21 protein-coding genes are annotated in these 21718 nt (G+C 71.4%); 7 read left to right on the plus strand and 14 right to left on the minus strand.

All coding sequences use genetic code 11. The features are described 5' to 3' along the window. The first annotated feature begins 3 nt into the window (after positions 1–3). From CRO12_RS10415 to CRO12_RS10425, 3 genes are read left to right on the plus strand one after another with little or no spacing between them, the layout of a single operon-like run. The gene (locus CRO12_RS10415; protein WP_097063958.1) at positions 4–1179 is read left to right on the plus strand and encodes a hypothetical protein; all 1176 of its coding nucleotides are present in this window, start codon (positions 4–6) and stop codon (positions 1177–1179) included. 36 nt (positions 1180–1215) lie between these two features. Beyond that, positions 1216–2331: a DUF2336 domain-containing protein gene (locus CRO12_RS10420; RefSeq protein ID WP_097064294.1), complete on the plus strand. Its 1116-nt coding sequence runs from the start codon at positions 1216–1218 to the stop codon at positions 2329–2331. After that, positions 2328–3683, plus strand: a complete 1356-nt coding sequence (locus CRO12_RS10425; RefSeq protein WP_097063959.1) for a PAS domain-containing sensor histidine kinase — start codon at positions 2328–2330, stop codon at positions 3681–3683. The genes CRO12_RS10420 and CRO12_RS10425 overlap by 4 nt, the downstream gene beginning before the upstream one ends. Positions 3684–3707: 24 nt before the next feature. Here CRO12_RS10425 and CRO12_RS10430 read toward each other — a convergent pair whose 3' ends face one another. The 3 genes from CRO12_RS10430 to gltX are packed head-to-tail and all read right to left on the minus strand — an operon-like array spanning position 3708 to position 6657. Next, positions 3708–3911, minus strand: a complete 204-nt coding sequence (locus CRO12_RS10430) for a hypothetical protein (protein WP_097063960.1) — start codon at positions 3909–3911, stop codon at positions 3708–3710. Beyond that, positions 3911–5185 carry a citrate synthase gene (locus CRO12_RS10435; RefSeq protein WP_097063961.1) on the minus strand — a complete coding sequence of 425 codons (1275 nt, stop codon included), beginning with the start codon at positions 5183–5185 and terminating at the stop codon, positions 3911–3913. The genes CRO12_RS10430 and CRO12_RS10435 overlap by 1 nt, the downstream gene beginning before the upstream one ends. 35 nt (positions 5186–5220) lie before the next feature. Beyond that, positions 5221–6657 carry a glutamate--tRNA ligase gene (gltX, locus tag CRO12_RS10440; RefSeq protein WP_425443013.1) on the minus strand — a complete coding sequence of 479 codons (1437 nt, stop codon included), beginning with the start codon at positions 6655–6657 and terminating at the stop codon, positions 5221–5223. Between the two features lie 28 nt (positions 6658–6685). On the opposite strand from gltX, the gene CRO12_RS10445 reads away from it, so the two are divergent. Further along, the gene (locus CRO12_RS10445; protein WP_425443014.1) at positions 6686–8911 is read left to right on the plus strand and encodes a ComEC/Rec2 family competence protein; all 2226 of its coding nucleotides are present in this window, start codon (positions 6686–6688) and stop codon (positions 8909–8911) included. Here the strand turns inward: CRO12_RS10445 and asnB are convergent. Further along, positions 8802–10760, minus strand: a complete 1959-nt coding sequence (gene asnB / locus CRO12_RS10450) for an asparagine synthase (glutamine-hydrolyzing) (RefSeq protein ID WP_245858386.1) — start codon at positions 10758–10760, stop codon at positions 8802–8804. The genes CRO12_RS10445 and asnB overlap by 110 nt on opposite strands. 45 nt (positions 10761–10805) lie before the next feature. On the opposite strand from asnB, the gene CRO12_RS10455 reads away from it, so the two are divergent. Next, on the plus strand, positions 10806–12125 hold the full coding sequence (locus CRO12_RS10455) for a lipopolysaccharide biosynthesis protein (protein ID WP_097063964.1): 1320 nt from the start codon (positions 10806–10808) through the stop codon (positions 12123–12125). Here the strand turns inward: CRO12_RS10455 and CRO12_RS10460 are convergent. The 8 genes from CRO12_RS10460 to CRO12_RS18355 all read right to left on the minus strand — a co-directional run bounded on the left by CRO12_RS10460 (position 12122) and on the right by CRO12_RS18355 (position 18692). Then, a complete protein-coding gene (locus CRO12_RS10460) occupies positions 12122–12880 on the minus strand; it encodes an NTP transferase domain-containing protein (protein WP_245858388.1) in 759 nt (252 codons plus the stop codon). The two genes, CRO12_RS10455 and CRO12_RS10460, sit on opposite strands and share 4 nt — an antisense overlap. Continuing rightward, positions 12859–13761: a hypothetical protein gene (locus tag CRO12_RS10465; RefSeq protein ID WP_097063965.1), complete on the minus strand. Its 903-nt coding sequence runs from the start codon at positions 13759–13761 to the stop codon at positions 12859–12861. Before CRO12_RS10465 ends, CRO12_RS10460 begins: the two co-directional genes overlap by 22 nt. After that, entirely contained in the window at positions 13758–14804 is a 1047-nt protein-coding gene (locus CRO12_RS10470) for a diacylglycerol/lipid kinase family protein (protein ID WP_097063966.1), read from the minus strand. The genes CRO12_RS10465 and CRO12_RS10470 overlap by 4 nt, the downstream gene beginning before the upstream one ends. A gap of 125 nt (positions 14805–14929) precedes the next feature. Then, the gene (locus tag CRO12_RS10475; protein WP_097063967.1) at positions 14930–15394 is read right to left on the minus strand and encodes a DUF2141 domain-containing protein; all 465 of its coding nucleotides are present in this window, start codon (positions 15392–15394) and stop codon (positions 14930–14932) included. A gap of 41 nt (positions 15395–15435) precedes the next feature. Continuing rightward, on the minus strand, positions 15436–16554 hold the full coding sequence (locus CRO12_RS10480; RefSeq protein ID WP_097063968.1) for a CDP-alcohol phosphatidyltransferase family protein: 1119 nt from the start codon (positions 16552–16554) through the stop codon (positions 15436–15438). 10 nt (positions 16555–16564) lie between these two features. Beyond that, positions 16565–17689, minus strand: coding sequence for a hypothetical protein (locus CRO12_RS10485; RefSeq protein ID WP_245858390.1), 1125 nt, complete (start codon positions 17687–17689; stop codon positions 16565–16567). Beyond that, positions 17662–18384: a phosphocholine cytidylyltransferase family protein gene (locus CRO12_RS10490; protein WP_097063970.1), complete on the minus strand. Its 723-nt coding sequence runs from the start codon at positions 18382–18384 to the stop codon at positions 17662–17664. Before CRO12_RS10490 ends, CRO12_RS10485 begins: the two co-directional genes overlap by 28 nt. Then, on the minus strand, positions 18381–18692 hold the full coding sequence (locus CRO12_RS18355) for a hypothetical protein (protein WP_245858392.1): 312 nt from the start codon (positions 18690–18692) through the stop codon (positions 18381–18383). The genes CRO12_RS10490 and CRO12_RS18355 overlap by 4 nt, the downstream gene beginning before the upstream one ends. Between CRO12_RS18355 and CRO12_RS10495 the strand changes: the two genes are divergently transcribed. Both CRO12_RS10495 and CRO12_RS10500 read left to right on the plus strand, forming a co-directional pair. Next, positions 18676–19350, plus strand: coding sequence for a helix-turn-helix transcriptional regulator (locus CRO12_RS10495; RefSeq protein WP_245858394.1), 675 nt, complete (start codon positions 18676–18678; stop codon positions 19348–19350). The genes CRO12_RS18355 and CRO12_RS10495 overlap by 17 nt on opposite strands. After that, positions 19351–19755: a DUF1330 domain-containing protein gene (locus CRO12_RS10500; protein ID WP_097063971.1), complete on the plus strand. Its 405-nt coding sequence runs from the start codon at positions 19351–19353 to the stop codon at positions 19753–19755. Here CRO12_RS10500 and lexA read toward each other — a convergent pair. Both lexA and CRO12_RS10510 read right to left on the minus strand, forming a co-directional pair. Next, a complete protein-coding gene (gene lexA / locus CRO12_RS10505) occupies positions 19749–20405 on the minus strand; it encodes a transcriptional repressor LexA (protein ID WP_097063972.1) in 657 nt (218 codons plus the stop codon). The genes CRO12_RS10500 and lexA overlap by 7 nt on opposite strands. Before the next feature lie 55 nt (positions 20406–20460). Further along, entirely contained in the window at positions 20461–21651 is a 1191-nt protein-coding gene (locus CRO12_RS10510) for a molybdopterin molybdotransferase MoeA (protein WP_097063973.1), read from the minus strand. Positions 21652–21718 lie beyond the last annotated feature (67 nt).

Below are 21718 nucleotides of genomic sequence, written 5' to 3' on the forward strand. Positions count from 1 at the left end.
GCGATGCTCGCCGGGCTAATCTTCGCGACGGAGGACGCAGAGGACCGTCCCGACACGCTGGCCGCGACGCTGCCGTTCGGCGGCTCCACGCTGATCGAGTACCAGGCGCGGCTGCTCGCCGCGGTCGGCGTCACCCACATCCTGGTCGCGGTCGGCCGCGTCACGCCCGCGCTGCTCGGCGCGACCAGCCGGATCGCGGGGCGCGGCGTCACCGTCGATGTCGTCCGCACCGCGCAGGAGGCAGCGGCGAAGGTCCACCCGCTCGCGCAGGTGATCGTCGTCGCCGACGGCCTGGTCACGACGGACGCCGTGATCGAGTGGATTGGGCATGAGAGCCACGAGGCGCTGCTGGTCGCGCGCGATGGCGACGGGTGCGGCAGTATCGAGCGCGTCGACTCATCGCATTGCTGGGCCGGGCTCGCCCGCGTGCCGGCGCGGCGGCTGGCCGATGTCGCGGCCATGCCCGCCGACTACGACTTCGCCTCCACCCTGCTGCGCCACGCGACCCAGGCGGGCGCGGTCCAGCTGCTGCTGCCGCCCGCGACCGGGCGGACCCGCCACGGCGTCGAGCGTACCGCGGCGGCCCTGCTGCGTCGGTCGAAGTCGGTGCTCGCCGCGTTGGGCGACCGCCGCACCGCCTGGATCGACCGGTTCGTGTTCACGCCGGTCACCGGCTTTGCGCTTCCGCACCTAGTCGCGCGAAGCATTCCCGCCTGGGGAATACTGGCGGCGGCGGCCGCTGCCTGCGGCGGAGCGCTCGTCGCCTTCTTCTACCTATTGCCGGCGCTCGGCCTGGCACTCGCCAGCCTTGCCGCGATCCTGTTCTCGACGGGGTCGCTGCTCAGCTGGTTGCGCGGCGAGGACCGGGTGGCGCGCTGGCAGGAGCGCGCGATCGCCGCGGTCGCGGGCACCGCCGTGCTCGCACTCGGGCTGGTCTCGATGGCGGCCACGGGAACGGCGACGGGGATATCCCTGGCGCTGCCGCTCATCGCGGCCGCCGCGCTGCTGGAACGCGTGGCGGTGCCCAAGCGCCGCTGGTGGCCTGTGCCTGGTGCCTACCCGCTCCTCCTGTTCCCCTTTGCCGCGGCCGGGCTGCTGCTCGTCGGGCTCGCAGGCGCGCTCGCCTATGCCTTTGTCGCGCTCGGCGACGCGGTGGAGCGGGGGCGGGAACAGGCTTAGGGCGCTCTTAACCGCATGCTGGCTATGGCCTGCACCATGTCGGACCCCTCCGCCACCTCGTCCGAGCGCGCGGCCACCGCGACGCAGGCGCTGTTCGCGCGAGCGGCGGATGCCGACGTTCAGGCACGCCGCGCGCTGCGCCACTCGATCGACGATGCACTTCTGCCGGAGGACGAGCGGCTCGACGACCGGACCCGCGCTGCGCTCGGAGCGCTCCTGGATACGCTGACCGGAACGCTGGAAGGAGAGCTCCGCGAGTATGCCGCGCGCCTGCTCACCACCCGCGGCGAGCCTGCGCTTGCCGCGCTGCTGCGCACCGACGCGGCGCCGGTGATCGATCGGCTGACCGGAGCCGGGCTGCTCCGCGACGACCAGTTCATGAGCGAGTGCCTGGCGCGTGTCCGCCTGGAGCTGCTGGGCGAGGCGCTGCCGCTGCTTGGCGGACGCGAGGCGGACGGCGCGAGCCTGCTCGCCCGGCTGGCGCTCAGCTCCGACCGGGTGGTGGCAACCGCCGCCGGCACCTTGATGACGGCCGAGAGCGTGCGGCGCGACACGGCCGAGGGCCGTGCGGCGAGCGGAACCGGACTGCCGCGGGCGCTCCATGCCCGACTGCTGTGGTGGGTCGCCGCGGTGCTGCGGGAGCGGGCGATCCCGCTGGCCGGTGACCGGATCGACGCGCTTGACCGGGCGCTGGCGGAGGCGGCCCTGCGCAACCTGTCGGCGCAGGACGACGCGGCGACGCTGGAGACGGTCGCGACCCGACTCGCCGCGGCGATCGACGCGCAGTCGGACGAACTCGCCGCCCTCATCGAGGAAGCGCTGTACGATCGCCGGCTCCCGCTGATCGCGGCGCTGATCGCCCACGCCTTCGGTTTCTCCTATCAGCTCGCCCGCGAGCTGCTGATCGATCCGCGCGCCGAGCGGCTGTGGCTGGCGCTGCGCGCGCTTGATCTGCCGCGGGACCTGATTGCGCGCCTTGGCTACGCGCTGTGCGAGGCCGATCCGCGTCGCGACGTGGAGGCGTTCGCCGACCAGATCGACCTGATCGTCGCGGTCGACGCGGCGGCTGCGCGTGCGGCCGTTGCGCCGCTCACGCTTCACCCCGATTATCGCGCGGCGCTGTTGGCGCTGGCGGATGGAACGACGCAATGAACGCCCCGGAGATCGGACTGCAGCCTGCCGTCGGGCGTACGGATGCGCGCGGACGATTGGTCCACGCCGAGCCGCGCCTGCTGGAGCTGGTGGAGCGCGCCGGCGGCGGGCTGGGCAGCGCGGTGCCGGTGCCGGAACTCGCGGGGCTCGAGCGGCTCGCGCGCCGGCTCGGCATCGCGATCACCCGCGCCGTGGTCGTCGCCGACGAGGAGGACGACTGGGACCTGAGCGTGACCGCCGCGCCCGACGGCGATGGCGTCGTACTGACGGTCGCGGGCTGGAACCTTCGGGCCAGCTGGCGCGGACCGGATGATCGTGCCGGCTCGGCCGATTTCCACCGCACCGAAGGCGACTGGTGGTGGGAAACGGACGCGGCGCTCCGCTTCACCCATCTCTCCGTCACCGCGGGGCAGCGTCACGGCTTCGATGCCGCTGCGCTGCTCGGCCAGCCGCTGGTGCGGCTTTTCCGCTTGGCGGGGGAGGACGACCTTCCAATCCTAGGTACCATGGCCGCCCGGCTCCGCTTCGACGGACAGGTGGCGGAGCTGCGTGGGACGGGGCGCCGGGTGCAACTCTCGGCCGAGCCGCTGCGCGATGATCGCGGCGGCTTCGCGGGCTTTCGCGGGTCCGCCACGCTGATCGCCGAGCAGACGACCGCCGCGAGGGACGCGGCGCTGAGCCACGGGCTCGGCGAGCAGCTCGACCGATCGCTTCGCCGCCCGCTCGAGCGGATCATCGCCCATGCGAGCAGCATGAGCGCGGCGATCGACGGACCGCTTGCGCCCAGCTACTCGAGCTACGCCGACGATATCGCGACGGCCGGGCGCCACCTGCTCGGCCTGGTCGACGACCTCGTCGACCTGGAGGCGGTCGAGCAGCCCGACTTCGCGGTCGCGACCGAGACGATCGACCTTGCCGACATCGCAAGGCGTGCGGCGGGACTGCTCGGCGTCCGGGCTGCGGACGCCGATGTCCGCATCGAGCGCCCGGGTTTCGACGAGACGCTGCCAGCGATCGGCGAGTTCCGTCGCGCGCTCCAGGTGCTGGTCAACCTGATCGGCAACGCGGTGCGCTACTCGCCCGCGGGCGGGGTCGTGTGGGTCCGCGCGACTCGTGACGGCGGCCGGGCGTGCGTCATCGTGGCGGATCAGGGCAAGGGGATCGTGGCGGGTGACCAGGAGCTGATCTTCGCCAAGTTCGGCCGGGTCGATCCGGCGGAGGCGGGCGGCAGCGGGCTGGGGCTCTACATCTCGCGCCGGCTCGCCCGCGCGATGGGCGGCGACCTGACCGTCGACAGCGCGCCGGGCGAGGGCGCCCGCTTCATCTTCACGCTGCCGGTTGCCGGCGGCTGACCGTCCGGCCGGCCTGCGCGCGGGTCAGCGCACCCGTCGCCCGACCAGGATCATCGCCAGCCCGACCACGGCGATGATCGTGCCGCGCGTCACCCACGGCCGCGCGTCAATCATGAAGCTCGACGCCGGCCAGCGGACGTAGCCGAGGCCCTGGGCCAGGAACAGCAGGCCGAGCGCGGTGACGACCGCGCCGCTCCAGATGAGGATCGCGCGGCCGACCGAGTGCATCAGCGCGCGTCGAGGGGCACGTACGGCCGCTCGGTCGGGCCGGTGTAGAGCTGCCGCGGACGCCCGATCTTCTGCTCGGGATCGGAAATCATCTCGTTCCACTGCGCGACCCAGCCGACCGTACGCGCCAGCGCGAACAGCACGGTGAACATGGTGGTCGGAAAGCCGATCGCGGACAGGATCACGCCCGAGTAGAAGTCGACGTTCGGAAACAGCTTCTTCTCGATGAAGTAATCGTCCCTGAGCGCGATCTCCTCCAGCCGCAGCGCGGTCTCGAACAGCGGATCGTCGACCTTCAGCGCGTCGAACACCTCACGCACCGTCTTCTGCATGACGGTCGCGCGCGGATCGTAGTTCTTGTAGACGCGGTGGCCGAAGCCCATCAGGCGGAACGGATCGTTCTTGTCCTTGGCGCGGGCGATGTACTCCGGGATCTTGTCGGGCGTGCCGATCTCGCGGAGCATGTTGAGCGCCGCCTCGTTCGCGCCGCCGTGCGCCGGGCCCCACAAGCAGGCAATCCCGGCCGCGATGCAGGCGAACGGGTTCGCACCCGACGATCCGGCGAGACGCACCGTCGAGGTCGAGGCGTTCTGCTCGTGGTCGGCGTGGAGGATGAAGATCCGATCCATCGCCTTCTCGACGGCCGGATGAATCTCATACTCCTCGGCCGGCACGCCGAAGGTCATGCGCAGGAAGTTGCCGGTGTAGCTGAGGTCGTTCTTCGGATAAAGGAACGGCTGACCCACGCTGTACTTGTACGCCATCGCCGCGATCGTTGGCATCTTGGCGATAAGCCGGTGCGACGCGATCATGCGCTGACGCGGATCGGTGATGTCGGTCGAGTCGTGGTAGAAGGCCGACAGCGCGCCGACCACACCGCACATCACCGCCATTGGGTGCGCGTCGCGCCGGAAGCCGCGGTAGAAGGTTGAGAGCTGCTCGTGCAGCATCGTGTGGCGGCTGATGGTGTAGGTGAACTTGTCGAGCTCGTCCTCGCTCGGCAGCTCGCCGTTCAAGAGCAGGTAGCTCACCTCCATGAACGACGAGTGCTCGGCAAGCTCGCCGATCGGGTAGCCGCGGTGGAGCAGCACGCCCTGGTCGCCGTCGATGTAGGTCAGCGCCGACTCGCACGACGCGGTGCTGGTGAAGCCCGGGTCGTAGGTGAACATGCCGGTCTTCGCGTAGAGCTTGCGGATGTCGACAACATCCGGACCGACGCTGCCCGAGAGTACCGGATAGTCGCCGTCGCCGATCTTGAGATTGGTGTCGCTCATCGCTTGCGTCCTCGCGTTTGGTGCGGCCCTTGTGGTCAGGCCATCTGGTCGGCGATCCGCGCCAGGCTCTCGTCGCGCCCGAGCAGGACGAGCACGTCGAAGATTCCCGGTGAGGTCCGTCGACCGACAAGCGCGGCGCGCAACGGCTGCGCAACCGCGCCGAGCTTCACGCCCGCGGCCTCGGCGACCTCGCGAACCGCCGTTTCGAGCGCCTCCGTATCCCACGCGCCGACCGCGTCAAGCGCGGCATGGAGGCGGGCGAGAAGCGTCCTTGCGTCGCCCTCTAGCAGAGCCGCCGCATCGGCGTCCAATGGCAGTGGGCGGGTGCGAAACAGGAAGGCGGCGCCGTCACTTAGCTCCAGGATGTTGGCCGCGCGCGGCTTCAGGACAGCCATGCTGCGACGCAGCAGGTCATGCTGTTCCGGAGTGGGATCGAAGCCGAGTCGCGGTGCCACCAGCGCCGCTAGCCTGCTATCGTCCGCCGCGCGGATATAGTGGCCGTTGAGGTTCTCCAGCTTCTTGCTGTCGAAGCGCGCGGGCGACTTGCCGACGCCGTCGAGGTCGAACCAGGCGATCGCCTGATCCCGGCTGATGATCTCGTCGTCGCCGTGCCCCCAGCCGAGCCGGAGCAGATAGTTGAACAGCGCTTCCGGCAGGATGCCGAGCTCGTCGCGGTAGGCGTCGACGCCGAGCGCACCGTGCCGCTTCGACAGCTTGCCGCCGTCGCCCCCGTGGATCAGCGGAATGTGTGCGTAGGTCGGCTCCGGCCAGCCCATCGCGCGGATGATCGAGAGCTGGCGAAAGGCGTTGTTGAGGTGATCGTCGCCCCGGATGACGTGGGTCACCCCCATGTCATGATCGTCGACGACGACCGCGAGCATGTAGGTCGGGGTGCCGTCCGAACGGAGCAGCACCATGTCGTCGAGCTCGACATTGGCGACGGTGACGCGGCCCTGCACCAGGTCCTCGATGGCGGTCTCGCCCTCCCGCTCCGCCTTGATCCGCACGACGAAGGGCTGGTCCGCGGGTGCGGTCGCCGGGTCCGCATCGCGCCACGGGGAGTTGAGCCGGAACGGGCGGCGCTCCGCCTCCGCCGCGGCGCGCGCGGCCGCGAGCTCCTCGCTTGTCATGTAGCAGCGATAGGCATTGCCCCGCGCGATCAGTTCGTCGACCACCGCGGCATGGCGGTCGACGCGGGTCGACTGGAACACCGGCTCCCCGTCCCAGTCGAGCCCGAGCCACGACAGACCGTCGAAGATGACGTCGATCGCTTCCTTGGTGGAGCGCGCCTTGTCCGTGTCCTCGATCCGGAGCAGCGCGCGGCCGCCGTGATGGCGCGCGTAGAGCCAGGAGAACATGCCGGTGCGGGCATTGCCGATGTGGAGATAGCCGGTGGGCGAGGGCGCGAAGCGCGTCACGACCGGGCGGGTGTCGGCGAGCGGGCGCGCGCCGGAATCGTCTGTTGCGCCCAAGCGCGCCTGCTCCCAAACCTGTGGATCGATGGCCAGTTCAGCCGCCGCGCGCCCTAGCATGCGATTTCTGCCGCTTCAAATCGGCGAACGCTGGTTTGCCGCCCGGTGGCTCGAAGCCTGGCTGGAGGCGGAACGCGACCAGCTGGTGCTCTGGATCCCGGTCCTGCTCGGGACGGGGATCGCGGCCTGGTTCGTCCTGCCTGATCCCGCCAGCTGGACCGGCTACATGCTGGGCGGTGCGGGGATCGCCGCGGCCGGGCTGATCCTGCCGCTTGGCGGCCGCACAGGTCGCTTGCTGATGATCGGCGGCATCGTTGCCGCGCTCGGCTGCGGGCTCGCCTGGTGGCGAGCGGAGCGGGCCGCGGCGCCGGTGCTGGCGCGGCCGGCGGTGGTGGCGTTCACGGCGCGGGTCGAGCGGGTCGACGCGCTCGCCGCACGTGACCTGATCCGGCTGCGGCTGGCGCCGGTCTCGCGAGCCGACCTGCCGCCGCGCGTCCGGGTCAACCTGCCGAGCGGCGACGTGCCGCTGGGCATCGCGCGGGGAGCCGTTGTCACCCTGCGTGCACGACTGATGCCGCCGCCGGGCGCGGCGCTGCCGGGCGCATACGATTACCGGCGGGTCGCCTGGTTCGACGGCGTGGGTGCGACCGGACGTGGTTTCGCGCCGGTCACGCTCGTCACGTCCGGCGAGCGGGCCGGCGCCGATCTGCGCGCGCGCTTGTCCGGGCACATTCGCGATCGGCTGCCCGGTGCCGGCGGGGCGGTCGCGGCGAGCCTCGCGACCGGGGACCAGGGTGCGATCCCGGAGGAAACGGCGGAGGCGATGCGGCGGTCCGGCCTTGCGCACCTGCTCTCGGTCAGCGGCCTCCACATTACCGCCGCGGTCGGCGCGACCATGCTGCTGGTCCTGCGGCTGCTCGCGCTCAGCCCATGGGCGGCGCTCCACTGGCGCTTGCCGGTGATCGCGGCGGCAGCGGGTGCGCTGGCGGCGATCGGCTACACCTGGCTTGCCGGCGCCGAGGTGCCGACGGTCCGCTCGTGCGTCGCGGCGTTGCTGGTGCTCGCGGCGCTGGTGCTGGGCCGCGAGGCGGTGACGCTGCGGCTGGTCGCGGCGGGCGCGCTGGTCGTGCTGCTGGTCTGGCCGGAAGCGCTGGTCGGGGCGAGCTTTCAGCTCTCCTTTGCCGCGGTTGTCGCGATCGTCGCGCTGCACGAGGGCGCGCGCGTGGGCGGCTGGTTCGCGCCGCGCGAGGAGGGCGGCGGCCGGCGCCTGCTGCGCGGCCTGGCGTCGCTGCTGCTGACCGGCGTCGTGGTCGAACTCGCGCTGCTGCCGATCGGGCTCTACCACTTCCACAAGGCCGGGCTGTACGGCGCGCTCGCCAACATCGTCGCGATCCCGCTCACGACCTTTGTCGTCATGCCGCTGGAGGCCGCGGCGCTGCTGCTCGACGGCGTGGGTCTCGGCGCGCCCTTGTGGTGGCTGTGCGGCCAGGCGCTGGGACTGCTGCTCTGGATCGCGCACACGGTCGCGGCGGCGCCCGGATCGGTCGCGGCGCTGCCGGCGATGCCGGGTGGCGCCTACGCGCTCGTCATCGGCGGCGGGCTGTGGCTCGCGCTCTGGCGGACGAGCGTGCGCTGGGCGGGGATCGGATCGGTGATCATCGGCCTCGGCTGGACCGTCGCGACCCCGGCGCCCGACCTGCTGATAACGCGCGACGGGCGCCACCTGGCCCTGCGCACCGCCGCCGGCACCGCGCTGCTCCGCGAGCGGGCAGGCGACTATGTGCGCGACGTGCTGAGCGAAGGCGCCGGCATCGACGGCGAGCTGCCCGCGCTCGACGACGTCGCGGGGGCACGCTGCAACGCCGACCTGTGCCTGGCCACGGCGCGGAGCGGCGCGCGCGTCCTCGCGACCCGAAGCGGCTATTTCGTGGATGCTCGCGCGCTCAACCGCTGGTGCGCGCGGGTCGATGTGGTGGTGAGCGAGCGTCGCTTGCCGGTCGGTTGCCGGCCGCGGCTGCTGCGGATCGACCGACCTGTCCTGGAGCGGAGCGGCGGCGTGGCGGTGACCTTCTCGCCGCCCCGTGTCCGTACCGTCGAGCACGCCGGCGACCACCATCCCTGGATCAATCCGCCGACGCTCGCGCCTACGCCATCCACCACAGACAGAAGATGGCGAGGGCGTAGAGCAGCCGGCCGTGATCGCGCCGGCCGCTTCGATGCTCGGCGAACAACTGCGTCACCGCCGCTTCGTTGAGGAAGCGCGACTGCGCCGCGCCACTGTCCCGCCACAGCTCCTCGACATACCGGCCGAAGTCGCCGGCGAACCACTCGGCGAGCGGCACCTGGAAACCCTGCTTGCGGCGGTCGAGGATGCCCGGCGGCAGCCATGGCGCGACGGCTGCCCGCACCGGATACTTGCCGACGCCGCGGTGCAGCTTAACGTCGGCGGGCATCGAGAGTGCGAGATCGACCACGGCACGCGACAGCATCGGCACCCGCACCTCCAGCGAATGCGCCATGCTGGCACGGTCGACCTTGGTCAGCATAGCGCCTGGCAGGTTGAGCTGAAGGTCGGCGAGCGCGAACTGCTCGAGCGGGTCGTGGGACAGCGCCGCCATGTCGGGGTAATACTCGCGGGCGAGCGCGGCGATCGCATCGTCGCCGTCGCGCCCGTCGAGCAGGGTGCCGGCGAACAGCCGCCGCCTGAGCTCGGGCGAGGTGATCTGGGTCTTGGCGAAGAAGCGGGTACCGCCATCGGGCAGCGCGGCGCTGCGCGCGGTCTTCTGCCAGCGCTGCCACCGTCGGTTGCCTGCGCGCCACGGCAGCGGCGGCAGCGCGGCGACGGCACCCGCGGTGCGCCTGATGGCCGCCGGGAGCTGGCTCAGCCGCCGCTCGGTCAGGTGACGCTTGTAGCCGAAGAACAGCTCGTCGCCCCCGTCGCCCGACAACGCGACCTTGACCTCCTCTGCGGCCAGGCGACTGAGATACCAGGTCGGCACGGCGGAAGGGTCGGCGAAGGGCTCGTCATAGGCGCGGGCGATCGCGGGCAGGATGTCGCGCGCGGCGCCGGGCGACAGGCGCTCGGTGCGATGGTCGCAGCCGAGGTGGCGGGCGACTGCCTCGGCATGGGGCGACTCGTCGTACGCGCGCTCGGCGAAGCCGATGGTGAAGGTCTTGATCGGGCGCGCCGCGACCTGCGTCATCGCCGCGACCACCGCGGAGGAGTCGACCCCGCCCGAGAGGAAGGCGCCTACTTCCACGTCCGCTGCCAGCATCTGGCCGCGAACAGCCTCCAGCCAGGTGGTGCGGAACTGCTCCACCCAGTCGGCGAGTGGGCGGGGCGGGGCGGGCGTGTAGCGTGCGGTCCAGAACGGCTGGAGCACGGGGTCGCCACCGGCCGCGAGCGTCAGCGTGTGACCGGGCGGGAGCACTTGCACTTCGTGGTAGATCGACCGCGGTGCACGGACGTGCCCGAAGCTGAAATAATCGTGGATCGCGCGCGGATCGGGCGTGAAGCGGAGCCCGGGCGTCGCCCGCAGCACCTTCAGCTCCGAACCGAAGGCGAGCGTGCCGTCCTGCCAGCTGTAGTAGAGCGGCTTGATCCCGATCGGGTCGCGCGCGAGGATCAGCCGGCGGACGGGCCGGTCCCAGATCGCGACGGCGAACATCCCGTCCAACCGATCCCACGCCGCTTCGCCCCACTCGCGCCATGCGGCCAGAATCACTTCCGTGTCGCCATCGGTGGAGAAGGGGTGGCCGAGCGCCGCGAGCGAGTCGCGCAGGCCGCGATAGTTGTAGATCTCGCCGTTGAAGACGATGGCGTGGCGGCCGTCCGCGCTGAAGATCGGCTGGTCGCTGCCGACGAGATCAATGATCGACAGCCGCCGCATGCCGAAACCGAAGTCGCCATCGGTGAACAGCCCCTCGCTGTCCGGACCGCGGTGCACGATCGTGCCGCACAGGCGGGCGAGCGTGTCGCGTGCGACCGGCTGCCCGGCGGCGTTGCGGATCCCGGCGATGCCGCAGATGGTGCGTCTCCTTCGCTGACCGGCGGCGTGCCGGCGTGCGGGCTGCCGGATAGGAGGCGGGTGTCGCCGTGTCACCCCGGCCTTGCTGGCGGTCCGCTCCCCAACTAGGGCGCGTCGCCGATGACCACGCGCGCGGACCGCACCGACAGTCGAGCCGGCGGGCTCCGTGCGGCGCTGCGCAACCTCGGCTGGTTGCTCGCCAGCCGCGGCATGCTCGCGGTGCTGTCGCTGCTGTATCTTGGGATCGCGACGCGGACGCTGGGACTGGCGGACTTCGGCCGCTTCGCGCTGGTGACGGGGGCGGTGCAGGGGCTGGCGCTGCTGATCAGCTTCCAGACGTGGCAGGTGGTAGTCCGCTACGGTGTCGATCACCGGGCGCGCGGCGACGACCGGGCGCTCGCCCGGCTGTTCCGGGCCTGCCTGATCCTGGACGGGGCCGGCGCGCTCATCGGCATTGCCGCGGGCGCGGCCTTCCTGCTGTGGTGGGGCGACGCGCTCGGCATCGGGGCGGCGCTGCGCCGGGACGCGATGATCCTGACGGTCGCGCAGCTAGGATCAGTCCGCTCGGCCGCGGTGGGTGTGCTGCGCCTTCAGGACCGCTTCGGCCAAGCGGCCGCGGCCGATTTGGTGACTCCGGTTGTGCGGCTGGCCGGCGCGATCGCGGCCGCGGCCGCGCTCCCGACGCTCGGCGCCTTTCTGTGGAGCTGGGCGGCGGCGGAGGTTGCGACCGCAGGGGCCTATTGGTGGGCGCTCGCGCGGAGCGGCGAGCTCGGCCGGGTGCGCCGGGTTCGCGCGGAACGCGGCACCGTCGCCCGCGAGAACCCGGGCATCGGTCCGTTTCTGGTCACCAGCAATCTCGCCTCAACCCTGGTGCTCGGCACCAAGCAGGTGCCACTGCTGCTGGTCGGCGGTTTCGCCGGCCCGGCGGCGGCCGGTGCGTTCCGGCTCGCGCTCCAGCTCGCCCAGGCGCTCGGCAAGCTCGCGCAGCTGATCTCGCGCGCCGCCTTCCCGGAGGTCGTGCGCGCGCTCCGCGACGCATCACCGGAGGAGCTCGGCGTGCTCAGCCGGCGGATGCTGCGCGCGGGCGGGCTGGCGGCGATCGTCATCCTCTGCGTCGTGGCAGCAGTGGGGCGTCCCGCGCTTGTGCTGGTCGGGGGGGACGAGAGCTATGCCGCCGGCTTCCCGCTGCTGCTCTGGCTGGCCGCAGCCGGCTCGATCGACCTGGCGGTGGTCGGGCTGGAGCCGGTCCTGCTCGCCGCCGGACGCTCGGGCGCGGCACTCGCCAGCCGTGCGGCAGGCGTCGCGGTGCAGGTCGGCGTCAGCCTCTACCTGCTGCCGCGGATCGGCGCGTCGGGGGCCAGCGTCGGCGTGTTCGCCGCGTCACTCCTCGGCGCGCTGCTGATGATCCGGGCGGTGTTCCGCGCGCCGGCGCAGCGCTAAGCCCGGGCACGCACGAATTGGAGGTCGGCCGGCTTGTCGACGTCAACCGCCGCCAGTCCGTCACGCGCCGCGACCACTGCAGCCGTGACTCCAGCCCGCCGACCGAGTGCAGCCACGGCATCCGCCAGGCTCAAGCGACCGAGCAGGTAGCGGATCAGCAGCCCGGGCCCGAGCCGCCGGACGATCCGCCACGGCCGCTTGCGATCGGCCTCGACCGACTGCCACAGCCTGACCGCGGCATCGGCCCGCTCGCTCGCGAGCAGGAAGAGGTTGCACCCCGACCAGTCGCCATCGGCGAATCGGAGGTAGGTGCGGACCGATCCGGGCGCCGCCGCCTCCACTGCCTCCCGCCGGGCGAGCAGCACCGCCACGTCGGCGTGCGGCGGAACGGCGGCGATGAACTCCGTCACCCAGGCGGGCCGGAGCAGCGCGTGATCGGCCGTTGTCACCAGCAGCGGCGTGCCGACAATGGCAAGGGCCGCGGCGGCGCTGGCGCTCGGTCCGCCTGCGGCGGGCAGGTGCTCGACACCGAGGCGTTCGGTTTCGCTACGAAGCTTGTCGTTCGCCGCGACGGCGATCCGCTCGATCCCGGCTCCGCGAAGCGCGGCAACGACTCGGGCGAGCATGGTCTCGTCGCCGACGATCGCCAGCGCCTTGTCGGTGACGCCGGCGTGCTCCGCCACCGGATCGACGCCGCCGCGTGATCCTGCGAGCACCAGCGCGACGGGCGGGTTCACGACGGCGAGTGCCGCCACAACCGCCAGAGCACCTGCGGTGCCGCGATGATCGGATGCCGCTCACGGAACGGCGTCACGGGAATGCGCAGCCCAGTGTGCCGCTCGATCTTCCACACCGCGTATCGGGTCGCGCCGTCGAAGGTGAAGGCGGCCTTGACCAGCCGCGCGAGGTTGAGTGGTTTGCCCGCACGCTCGTGCCGCAGCCAGGCCGCCGCGATTGCGCCGGCGCGCTCCTCTGCGAGCAGCGGCGCGAGCTGATCGCCGCGCCGTGTGCAGCCGATCCCGTCCGCTGCCCAGGCGAGCGGCAGCAGCGCGTCGTAATGCGCCGGCGCATTTGCCAGGATCTGCTCCTCGCGCCCGGGCGCCTCCACCCGCAGCTCGGTCGCGTAGGTCGCGCGGAACAGCGACCGCCAGAAACTCGCCGGCGTGCCCTCGACCGGGCCGTGGAGCGCCGCGAAGCGCCCGGCGGTGATCGCGGCGTCCGCCACGGCAGCGACGACCGCGCGGCGCACCGCCGGCGTGCTCGCCCAGATGAGCGCGCTCGGCTGGACGAAGCGCGCCCAGATGGTCGTGTCGAGCGTCTCGCCGCAGGCCGCGCGCGCGAAGGTCGCCAGCGTCATGGTCGCGACCTTGGCCCGCACGGTTCGGCCATGCACGGTCACCTCATGGTAGCTGACGTCGGGCCAGAGGTGCTGGGCGATGAACCCCTCCGACCCCTCCCGTGCGCGCAGCACGTAGAAGTCGAGCACGCCGTCGAGGTCGCCGGTGCGCAGGACGGAGCCGTAGAAGAGCACCGCCTGACCCTCCAGCCGCGACGCGATCACGCGGGCGGCGTCGGCGATTTCCGCGCAGACCGGCCGGTCGAGTGCTGCGGACAGGAAGGCGCCGAGCGCGCTCACGGCATCACGAACCGGATCGCCCGGCCGGCGCGAACCGTGACGGTGCCGCCGGCGAAATGTTCGCCATCGAGGATGAAGCCATGGTCCAGGGTCAGCTCCGTCGGCGGTATGTCATGGCCGTGGTGGACGCCGTCCTGCGCGAGCCTGCCGCCCTCTCGCCCTGCCAGGATGCCGAGCGCGGACAGCGGCAGGTTGCGGGGCGGCGCATCGACCGCGAGCACGTTGAGGCCAGGCCCTGGCCGCCCGAGCACGCGCAGGCCGAGCGGCAGGCGCTGCAGGGTCGACCCGAACAGGATGTAGAAGTCGCGCGCGACCGTCACGCCCGAGCGGGTGTTGACGATCGTGACATGGTCGCCCTTGCGCCACGGATTGTCGCGGCCGCCGAAAAAGGTCTGGCCGAGCGCGCCGGCGAGCGACAGTCCGACCGCGAGCCCGTCGATCGCGCCCCACCGATGCGTCCGCTGCGCCAGCGCTGTCGCCCGCACGAAGGCGCCGGCGCCGAAGATGAAGCCGAACAGCCGGCTCCCACCGGGGCGCTCGATCTCGATCGGTGCACGGTGGCCGATATTGCCTCGGCCCCAAGCGGCGATCGCATCGTCGATCCCCCAGCCGAGCGGCACGCCGAGATCCAGCGCGAGCGCGTTGGTCTTGCCCGACGGCGACAGCGCGATCGCCGGCAGCTCATCGCCGAAGAACGGGGCCGCAGCACTGAGCACGTCGCGGACGGTGCCGTCGCCGCCGTCGATCACCAGCAGCTCGATCCGCTGGTCGGCGAAGTGCCTCAGCGTCTCGCGCAACTCGTCGGCATTGGTCGGCGCGGCACCCGAGATGCCGGGCCCGACTCGGCGCGGCAGGCTGGCGGCCTGGTTGCGGCGGCTGCGCGGATTGCTGATGATGCCGACGCGTGCCCGGTCCGGGAGGAAGTGGAACGAGGCGCTTGAGACCGGGGCGAGGCGGCCGTCCTGCGCTGCAGGATCGGCGCCAATCCGGGCGGTCGCGGCACCATCCGGCAACGTCGGCCCCAACGGAATCAAAAATTTCACGCCTGCTCGCCGCTCTCACAAAACTGTCATCTACGTGCGATATAGGCAAAACTGCGGGTGTGGCTACCCCATACGCTGGAAGATCCCTTCGATCTGTTGTGCTAGCGAGACGACAGTTACGCCGATCAGCGCGAGTAGCGGGTCCGAACCCGCACCGTTCCACCCTGCTGACCGACTGCGAAGCGCACCTTGTCGAACGACGGCAGGCCGAGCGTGGTCGGCGCGTCGTTCGAGAAGCCGAACCCTTCCTTGATCGTAAACAGCGTGCGGTTGAAGTCGCGATCGCCGTTCTCGTCATGGTAGGTGGCGACCGCATAATGGCCGGGCGCCAGCCAGAAGCACGCTTCGGTGACCGGCGCGTTCGCGGGCACGCGCGCGCGCAGGAGCTTGCCGCCCTTCGCCAGGAAGCGCTTGCGATCGTCGGGGTAGACGGTGACGGCCACCTCTCCCTTGGCGTTGCGGAGGGTGGTTGCGGCGACGGTCAGGCGCACCTTGCCCGCGCCGGTGACGCCCTCGCACGCTGCCTGGGCAGCAGGAGCGGTGGCGAGAAGCAGGGCGGCGGCGGACAGCGGCAGGACGGGCGACAGCATGACCCGGATATGGTCAGCGCGGCGCTTGCTGCAAGCTGAACTCAGGCGAGCCAGCTGACGATCGGCACGCCGCGCTGCTTGCGCACGACCGCCTGCACCAGCCGGACAAGGTGCACGACGAGCGAAAGGGTCGTCCAGACGGCGACCGCGACGATGCCCCAGTCGGGACGCCCGATCACCAGTGCAGCGAAGAGGATCACCATGTTGGGATTGCGTCGGGCGGTCACCAGCCGGAACCGGCTGTCGAACCGTTCCCAGACATGGATGTGCATGCCGAAGCGGACGATGAACGCGCCCTCGATCAGCCGCTGCACGACATAGCCGAACAGCATGGCCGCCATGGTCATCCAGAACAGCCGGTCGTCGAGCGGTCGGCCGTAGGCGGCGCAGCCGGTAGCCCAGGCCCACCACCAGATCGGCGGATGGACCAGGTCGATGCCGTGATCCCAGGCATTGCCGAGCCGCGACGAGGTGATGGTGCAGCGCGCGAGCTTTCCATCAACGGTGTCCAGCACCATGAAGGCGAGCCCGGTTGCGAGCCCGGTCCAGAACCAGCCGTGCCAGAAGGCGACGGTGGCGACTATGCACAGCACCGTTCCGATCGCCGTCACCCCGTTCGGTGACAGCCCGATCCGCGCCGCGATCCGGGTGAGCGCAAATGCCCATCCCGGCCAGAGATAGAGGGTGAGAAGGTCGGTCACGCCCTTGTACGCGCCGACGTAGCTCGCGCGCTCGATCGCGGGGACGGTCGCCGGCACCAGCGGCTCGGCGAAGGGTCGCTCGCGCTTGCGCAGGCTCTCGTTGAAGATGCCTTCCTCCCGCTCCGCAGGCAGGAGCGTCAGGTGCGCGGGCAGCGGCGCGCCCGCGGTCATCGCGGCGCGGGTCGCCGGAACGTCGGGGGCGGCGACATGGGCGAGGATCGGCCGCCTGCCGCGGGTCAGCACCGTGCCCGGCCGGCTGCGCAGGTAGGCGGTCCAGGCGGGATCGAAGACGTGGCCGAGATCGGAGAGGATGGTCGAAGGTGCGTCTACCGCCTCGAAGCCGAAGCCTTGCGCCGCCGCGATCCGGCGGAGCCGCTCGTGCGCGGTCATGCCCCAGAGCAGGACCGGGTTGTCGCCCACGGGCGCAAGGGTGGGGGCGGCGGGTGCGGGCGCGGGCATCGGCGCGTCCCTAGCGCCGCGTCCGCGCCATGGCGAGCACTCGCAGCACCTCTGCCGCCGCCCGCGCCGCTCCCGCGCCGCTCACGTCGCCGAGCGCATCGCTGGCGATTTCTGCCTGCGCGCCCCTGTAGGTGCGGTGCAGGTCAGGCGCGCGATTGACGGCGGGCAGCACGTCGTCGAGAGCGGTCACCACTTGGCCTGCCGCCCACATCGAGAGCGAGGGATCGTGCCGCCAGTCGCGGTTCAAAGGATCGAGGAAGACGACCGGCCGCGGCGTCATCAGGAATTCGATGACCTGGCTTGAGGTGTCGCCGAGATAAAGATCGGCGGCGGCGGTGTAGCTGCCGTCGACGGTCGCGAAGCTGTCGAGGTCGGCATGGATGTGGGGCAGGGCGGCGGCGCGGGCCAGCACCTGTCGGACTTCCGGCGCGCGTTCGACCAATCGTTGATGCGGCGCGAGGATCACGTTCCAGCGATCCTGCGCTGCCAGCATGGCGACGATCTCGGCCCCCCACGTCGGCCACGACGAGCGGTGCGGCTGCCAATGCGGCGTGTAGAGAAGGATCGGACGATCGTCCGCGAACAGCCGGCGGACCGGCGTCCGGTGGCGGAAGTCCGCCTTGACGTAGCCGGTCGCAACGATCCGTTCCGCCGGCATGCCGCGGGCGAGATAGGTGGCGCGCTCCTGCTGGCTCGGCACCAGCGTGTGGAACGCCGCGCGGCGGCGCGGATCGTCGCGGGCGCTCATCGATCCCACGCCGTGCGATGTCTTGACGAAGCGGGTCGGCAGCCAGGGGAGCACGCGCGGGAGCCACAGGCTGGTCTGCTCGGCGCACACCGCGACCGGCACCCGGGCGAGGTACGGCGCGAGGCGCGCCAGCATCGGCAGCTTGGCCGGCATGCCGCGCTGCGCGAAGCCGGGCGCACGGCGCAGGCGGACTCGCGGCAGCGGCGCGATCCACGGCGCGATCAGCGCTTCATTGACCGCCGCGCCGACCCAGCAATCGACGGCAACGTCCGGATCAGCCGCCGTCAGTGCCTCGACAATCGGGAACAGGTGAGGGATGAGCAGCGTCTCGCCGAGGAACAGGAAGGCGACGTCGGCCCTCACCCGGACGGACCGTTGCCGTGCCACGCGGCGATGTCCTCGGCGCGGTCGATCTCGCGCCAGGCGCCGCTCTCCTCGATCGCGGCGGTGACACCCTCCTCTCGCGCAAGCGCGGCGACGACGTCGTGGTGAAAGGCGTTGATCCCGTCCGCCGCGGCAATCACCCGCTCCAGCGCCGCTAGGTAGGCGCTGGCGGGCGGTGCGACGACGATGCCGAGCGAGCGGTGCGTCGCGGCGGCGGGATCGAGCTGCTTCGACACCGCGAGCACCCGTGTGCCGCACAGCGCGACCAGCATGTCGTCGGTCGCAAGGTTGCGCAGCGGTTCGACCAGCAGCGTGACCTGCGGCGCGGCGGCGGCGGCGAGCGCCCGGGCGAGAATCGCGGGGTGGACGGTGGTGTCGCCGTTCATCAAGCAGAATCCGCTGTGCAGCAGATCGCGCACCGCCCAGACACTGCCGATGCTGCTCGACACCGCCCAGAACGGATTGAAGCGGAGCGTGACCGGCAGCGGCGGGGAGGTGGCGGCGAGGTGCGCCTCGACCTGGTCAAAGCGGTAGCCCGCAACCACCGTCGCGCCGCTCGCACCGGCCGCAGCGAGCGCGTCGAGCTGATGGTCGAGGATGGCGCGTCCGCCGACCGGCACCAGGCACTTCGGAACGAACTCCGTGAGTGGAAGCAGCCGCGACCCGCGCCCGGCGCTGAGGATGATCGCGTGGGTCAACGGCGCCGTTCAGATGACACGGACGGACGTGAGGGCAGGGGAGAGAGGCCGCGGACCGGCAGGAGGCGCTGCATGGGAAGTTGCTCGAGATGGGTCAGCGGGCCGCAGATGAGCGATGTGCGTCCGGCGATCAAGTCCGCACCGACCACGCTGTCGCGGCGAACCGAGCGAGCTAAGCGCGTTCCGGCCAGGAGCATGCGATGTCGAGAACCAGCCGCCTGCTCGATCTGCTCGGCCTGCTGCGCGCGCAGGCCGCCGGTCACCGCGACCGACCTGGCGCAGGAACTCGGGATGTCGGTGCGCAGCATCTACCGCGACATCGACACGCTGCGCGCGCTCGGCGCACCGGTCGAGGGTCAGGCGGGCGTGGGCTATCAGCTCGGTTCCGGCTTCTTCCTGCCGGACCTGACCTTCTCCGCCGACGAGGCCGATGCGCTGGTGCTGGGCCTTGGCTGGGTGCGGCAGCGCCGCGATCGGCAGCTTGCGGCCTCCAGCGACAGTGCGCTGGCCAAGATCGAGGCGGCGCGCGGGGTGAGCGCGGCTGTGCCACTCGCCGGGGCGCCGACGGTCGCGGCCGCGTCGGCCTCCACCCGCGTCGACCCACCCGACGCCGGCGTGCTGCGCGATGCGGTGCGCCGGCAGCACAAGGTCACAATCCGCTACCGGGACCTGAAGGAAGTGGAGAGCGAGCGGCAGATCTGGCCGATCGCGATCGTCTACTTCGACGACGTGCGGCTGCTCGCCGCGTGGTGCGAGGAGCGGGCGGCGTTCCGGCACTTTCGCATCGATCGTCTCGTCGTCACCGCGGTCTTGGCGGAGCGCTACCCGGAGCGGCGCTCCGCCCTCGTTGCGCGCTGGCGCGCGCAGGATCGGGACTGGCGCACACTGCTGACGAAATCTGACACGGCGGTGCGCCACTACGCGGTTGGCACACCGGTGGCCGGGAGCCTGTTGGAGGAACGCTGAATGGTCTCGCTCTCGACACCCGCGCTCGAGCAGTTCTTCGCCGCGGAGGATGATCAGCCGATCGTCATGCTCAACCAGTTGCACTTCATGCCGGATGCCGGGCGGCAGACCTACCTTGACTATCTGGCGAGCGCGCGACCGATCCTGGCGCGATACGGCGCGGACATACTGTTCGGCGGCGACGGGCTGCCGGTGCTAACGCGCGGCGCGGCGGAGACGTGGGATGCGGTTGTTCTGGTGCGCTACCCGAACCGGACTACGTTCAGGGACATGATCGCCGATCCGGCATACCGAGAGGTATTCAGGATCGGCGAGGCGGCGCTCGCCGGGATCGTGCTGCAACCGCTCGCGCCGTGCGACGCCATGGGCGCGGCGCCCTTGCCGCGCCGCGCATCGCCTCAGTAGCGCCGGAGCAGACCTGCGAGCTTGCCCTGCACCCGCACGTTGCGCGAATCGTAGCGCTGCGGATCGTAGGACCGGTTCGCCGGATCGAGCCGGATCATCGTGCCCTCGCGGTAGAAGGTCTTCAGCGTCGCCTCATTGTCGTCGATAAGCGCGACCACGATATCGCCGTCACGGGCCGTCTCGGTCCGGCGAATCAGCGCATAGTCGCCGTCGAGGATGCCCTTCTCGACCATCGAATCGCCGGACACCTCCAGCGCGTAATGGTCCCCGGCGCCGAGCAGCGCCGCGGGGACTGGCAGCATGGTCGCTCCCTCCAGCGCCTCGATCGGCATGCCGGCCGCGATCCGGCCGTGCAGCGGAATCTCGATCACGTCGTTCGCTGGCGCGGGCGGCGTGCGGGCCGGGGCTGCCGCCGCGCTCCGCTTCACCTCGGCACGCTCGGGCATCTTGACCACTTCCAGCGCGCGGGCGCGATTGGGCAAGCGGCGCAAAAACCCGCGCTCTTCCAGCGCCGAAATCAGGCGGTGGACGCCGGACTTGGACTTGAGGTCCAGAGCCTCCTTCATCTCCTCGAACGAGGGGGAAACGCCGCTCTCGTTCAAGCGATCGGCGATGAAGCAGATAAGTTCGTGCTGCTTCTTCGTGAGCATGAATGGCCTCCGTCCAGAACAGACGCGGAACGTTTATGTATTGTTCCAGACGCTGTCAAGCGAGCAGCAGGATCTCTGCCGAGTCGCCGGCCTGCGCAGCGGGGGCGTGCGGCGGCCGGATGATCAGACAGGTCGACCGCGCGAGTGTGCGGAGCATCGAGCTGTCCTGGATCGTCGATGCATAGGCGCGGCCGTCCCGCAGCTCGGCGCGCAAGTAGTCAGTGCGCCCGTCGTTGGCGCGCAGCGCCTCGCCAAGCGGGACGGTCACCGGGGCGGGCAGCTGATCGCTCGCTCCTGCGAGCGCGCACACGACGGGACGGACGAACAGCAGCGTCGTGATGAAGGCGGACACCGGGTTGCCGGGCAGGCCGAGCACCGTCATCCCACGCAGACGACCGGCCATCAGCGGCTTGCCCGGGCGCAGCGCCACCCGCCAGAAGTCGATCTGCGCGCCCGCCGCCTTGAGCGCCGGCTGCACCAGGTCATGATCCCCGACGGAGGCGCCGCCCGATGTCACGAGCACGTCGGCATCCACGTTCGCGAAGGCGTCGCTGAGGGCGTCCAGCCGGTCGGGGAGGATGCCGAGGTCTACAAGGTCGACCGGAAGGTCACCGAGCTGCGCCGCGACCATCACCCGGTTGCTCTCGGGCAGCGCATCGGTGTCAGCAGCCGATCCGGGGGCGACGAGTTCATCCCCAGTCGCCGCAATCGCGACGCGCACCGGGCGGCGGACGAGCAGGTCGGCATGGCCGCCGATCGCCGCCACCGCCAGCCGGGCGGGGGTGAGTCGCTCCCCGGCCCGCACCAGTCGTTCTCCCTCCGCAAAGTCGAGCCCGCGAGGGCGGACGTTGCCGCCGACGCCGCGCGGGCCCTCGCCGATCATGGTGGCGGTGTCGCCCTCGCGCGCGACTTCCTCTTGCACCAGCACGCAATCGGCGCCGCCCGGCAGCGCTGCGCCGGTGAAGATCCGCACCGCTTCGCGCGCGCCGACCACGCCGTCGAAGGGGCGTCCTGCCGCGCTCTCACCGGTGACCTGGAATGGTCCCGGGCGATCGGCGAAGCGGATCGCATAGCCGTCCATCGCGGACAGATTGCGCGCCGGCTGGGTGCGGCGGGCGATCACGTCTTCCGCCGCCCAGCGACCCGCCGCAGCGGCGAGCGGCACGCGCTCGGCCGCGACCGGCCGCAGATCGGCCAGGAGCCGGGCCTGCGCCTCGGCAACGGGAAGGAGCGGGACGGGGGGCAGCGGCGTTACTCCGTGATAATGCCGCCCCTTCGCACAGCCAGCGCCCGCCCGCCAAGCCGCGGTTCAG

The sequence above is a fragment of the Sphingomonas guangdongensis genome, from assembly GCF_900199185.1.
GTDB classification, from domain to species: Bacteria; Pseudomonadota; Alphaproteobacteria; order Sphingomonadales; family Sphingomonadaceae; genus Sphingomonas; species Sphingomonas guangdongensis.

Bases quoted from the DNA above. Each gene is read 5' to 3' on its own strand.
- CRO12_RS10475 (WP_097063967.1), bottom strand. From the start codon at position 15,394: ATGCTGTCGCCCGTCCTGCCGCTGTCCGCCGCCGCCCTGCTTCTCGCC.
- CRO12_RS10455 (WP_097063964.1), top strand. From the start codon at position 10,806: ATGACCACGCGCGCGGACCGCACCGACAGTCGAGCCGGCGGGCTCCGT.
- CRO12_RS10425 (WP_097063959.1), top strand. From the start codon at position 2,328: ATGAACGCCCCGGAGATCGGACTGCAGCCTGCCGTCGGGCGTACGGAT.
- CRO12_RS10500 (WP_097063971.1), top strand. From the start codon at position 19,351: ATGGTCTCGCTCTCGACACCCGCGCTCGAGCAGTTCTTCGCCGCGGAG.
- CRO12_RS10420 (WP_097064294.1), top strand. From the start codon at position 1,216: ATGTCGGACCCCTCCGCCACCTCGTCCGAGCGCGCGGCCACCGCGACG.
- CRO12_RS10445 (WP_425443014.1), top strand. From the start codon at position 6,686: ATGGCCAGTTCAGCCGCCGCGCGCCCTAGCATGCGATTTCTGCCGCTT.
- lexA (WP_097063972.1), bottom strand. From the start codon at position 20,405: ATGCTCACGAAGAAGCAGCACGAACTTATCTGCTTCATCGCCGATCGC.
- CRO12_RS10480 (WP_097063968.1), bottom strand. From the start codon at position 16,554: ATGCCCGCGCCCGCACCCGCCGCCCCCACCCTTGCGCCCGTGGGCGAC.
- CRO12_RS10430 (WP_097063960.1), bottom strand. From the start codon at position 3,911: ATGCACTCGGTCGGCCGCGCGATCCTCATCTGGAGCGGCGCGGTCGTC.
- CRO12_RS18355 (WP_245858392.1), bottom strand. From the start codon at position 18,692: ATGCTGCGCACCGACATCCCGAGTTCCTGCGCCAGGTCGGTCGCGGTG.
- CRO12_RS10495 (WP_245858394.1), top strand. From the start codon at position 18,676: ATGTCGGTGCGCAGCATCTACCGCGACATCGACACGCTGCGCGCGCTC.
- CRO12_RS10435 (WP_097063961.1), bottom strand. From the start codon at position 5,185: ATGAGCGACACCAATCTCAAGATCGGCGACGGCGACTATCCGGTACTC.
- CRO12_RS10415 (WP_097063958.1), top strand. From the start codon at position 4: ATGCTCGCCGGGCTAATCTTCGCGACGGAGGACGCAGAGGACCGTCCC.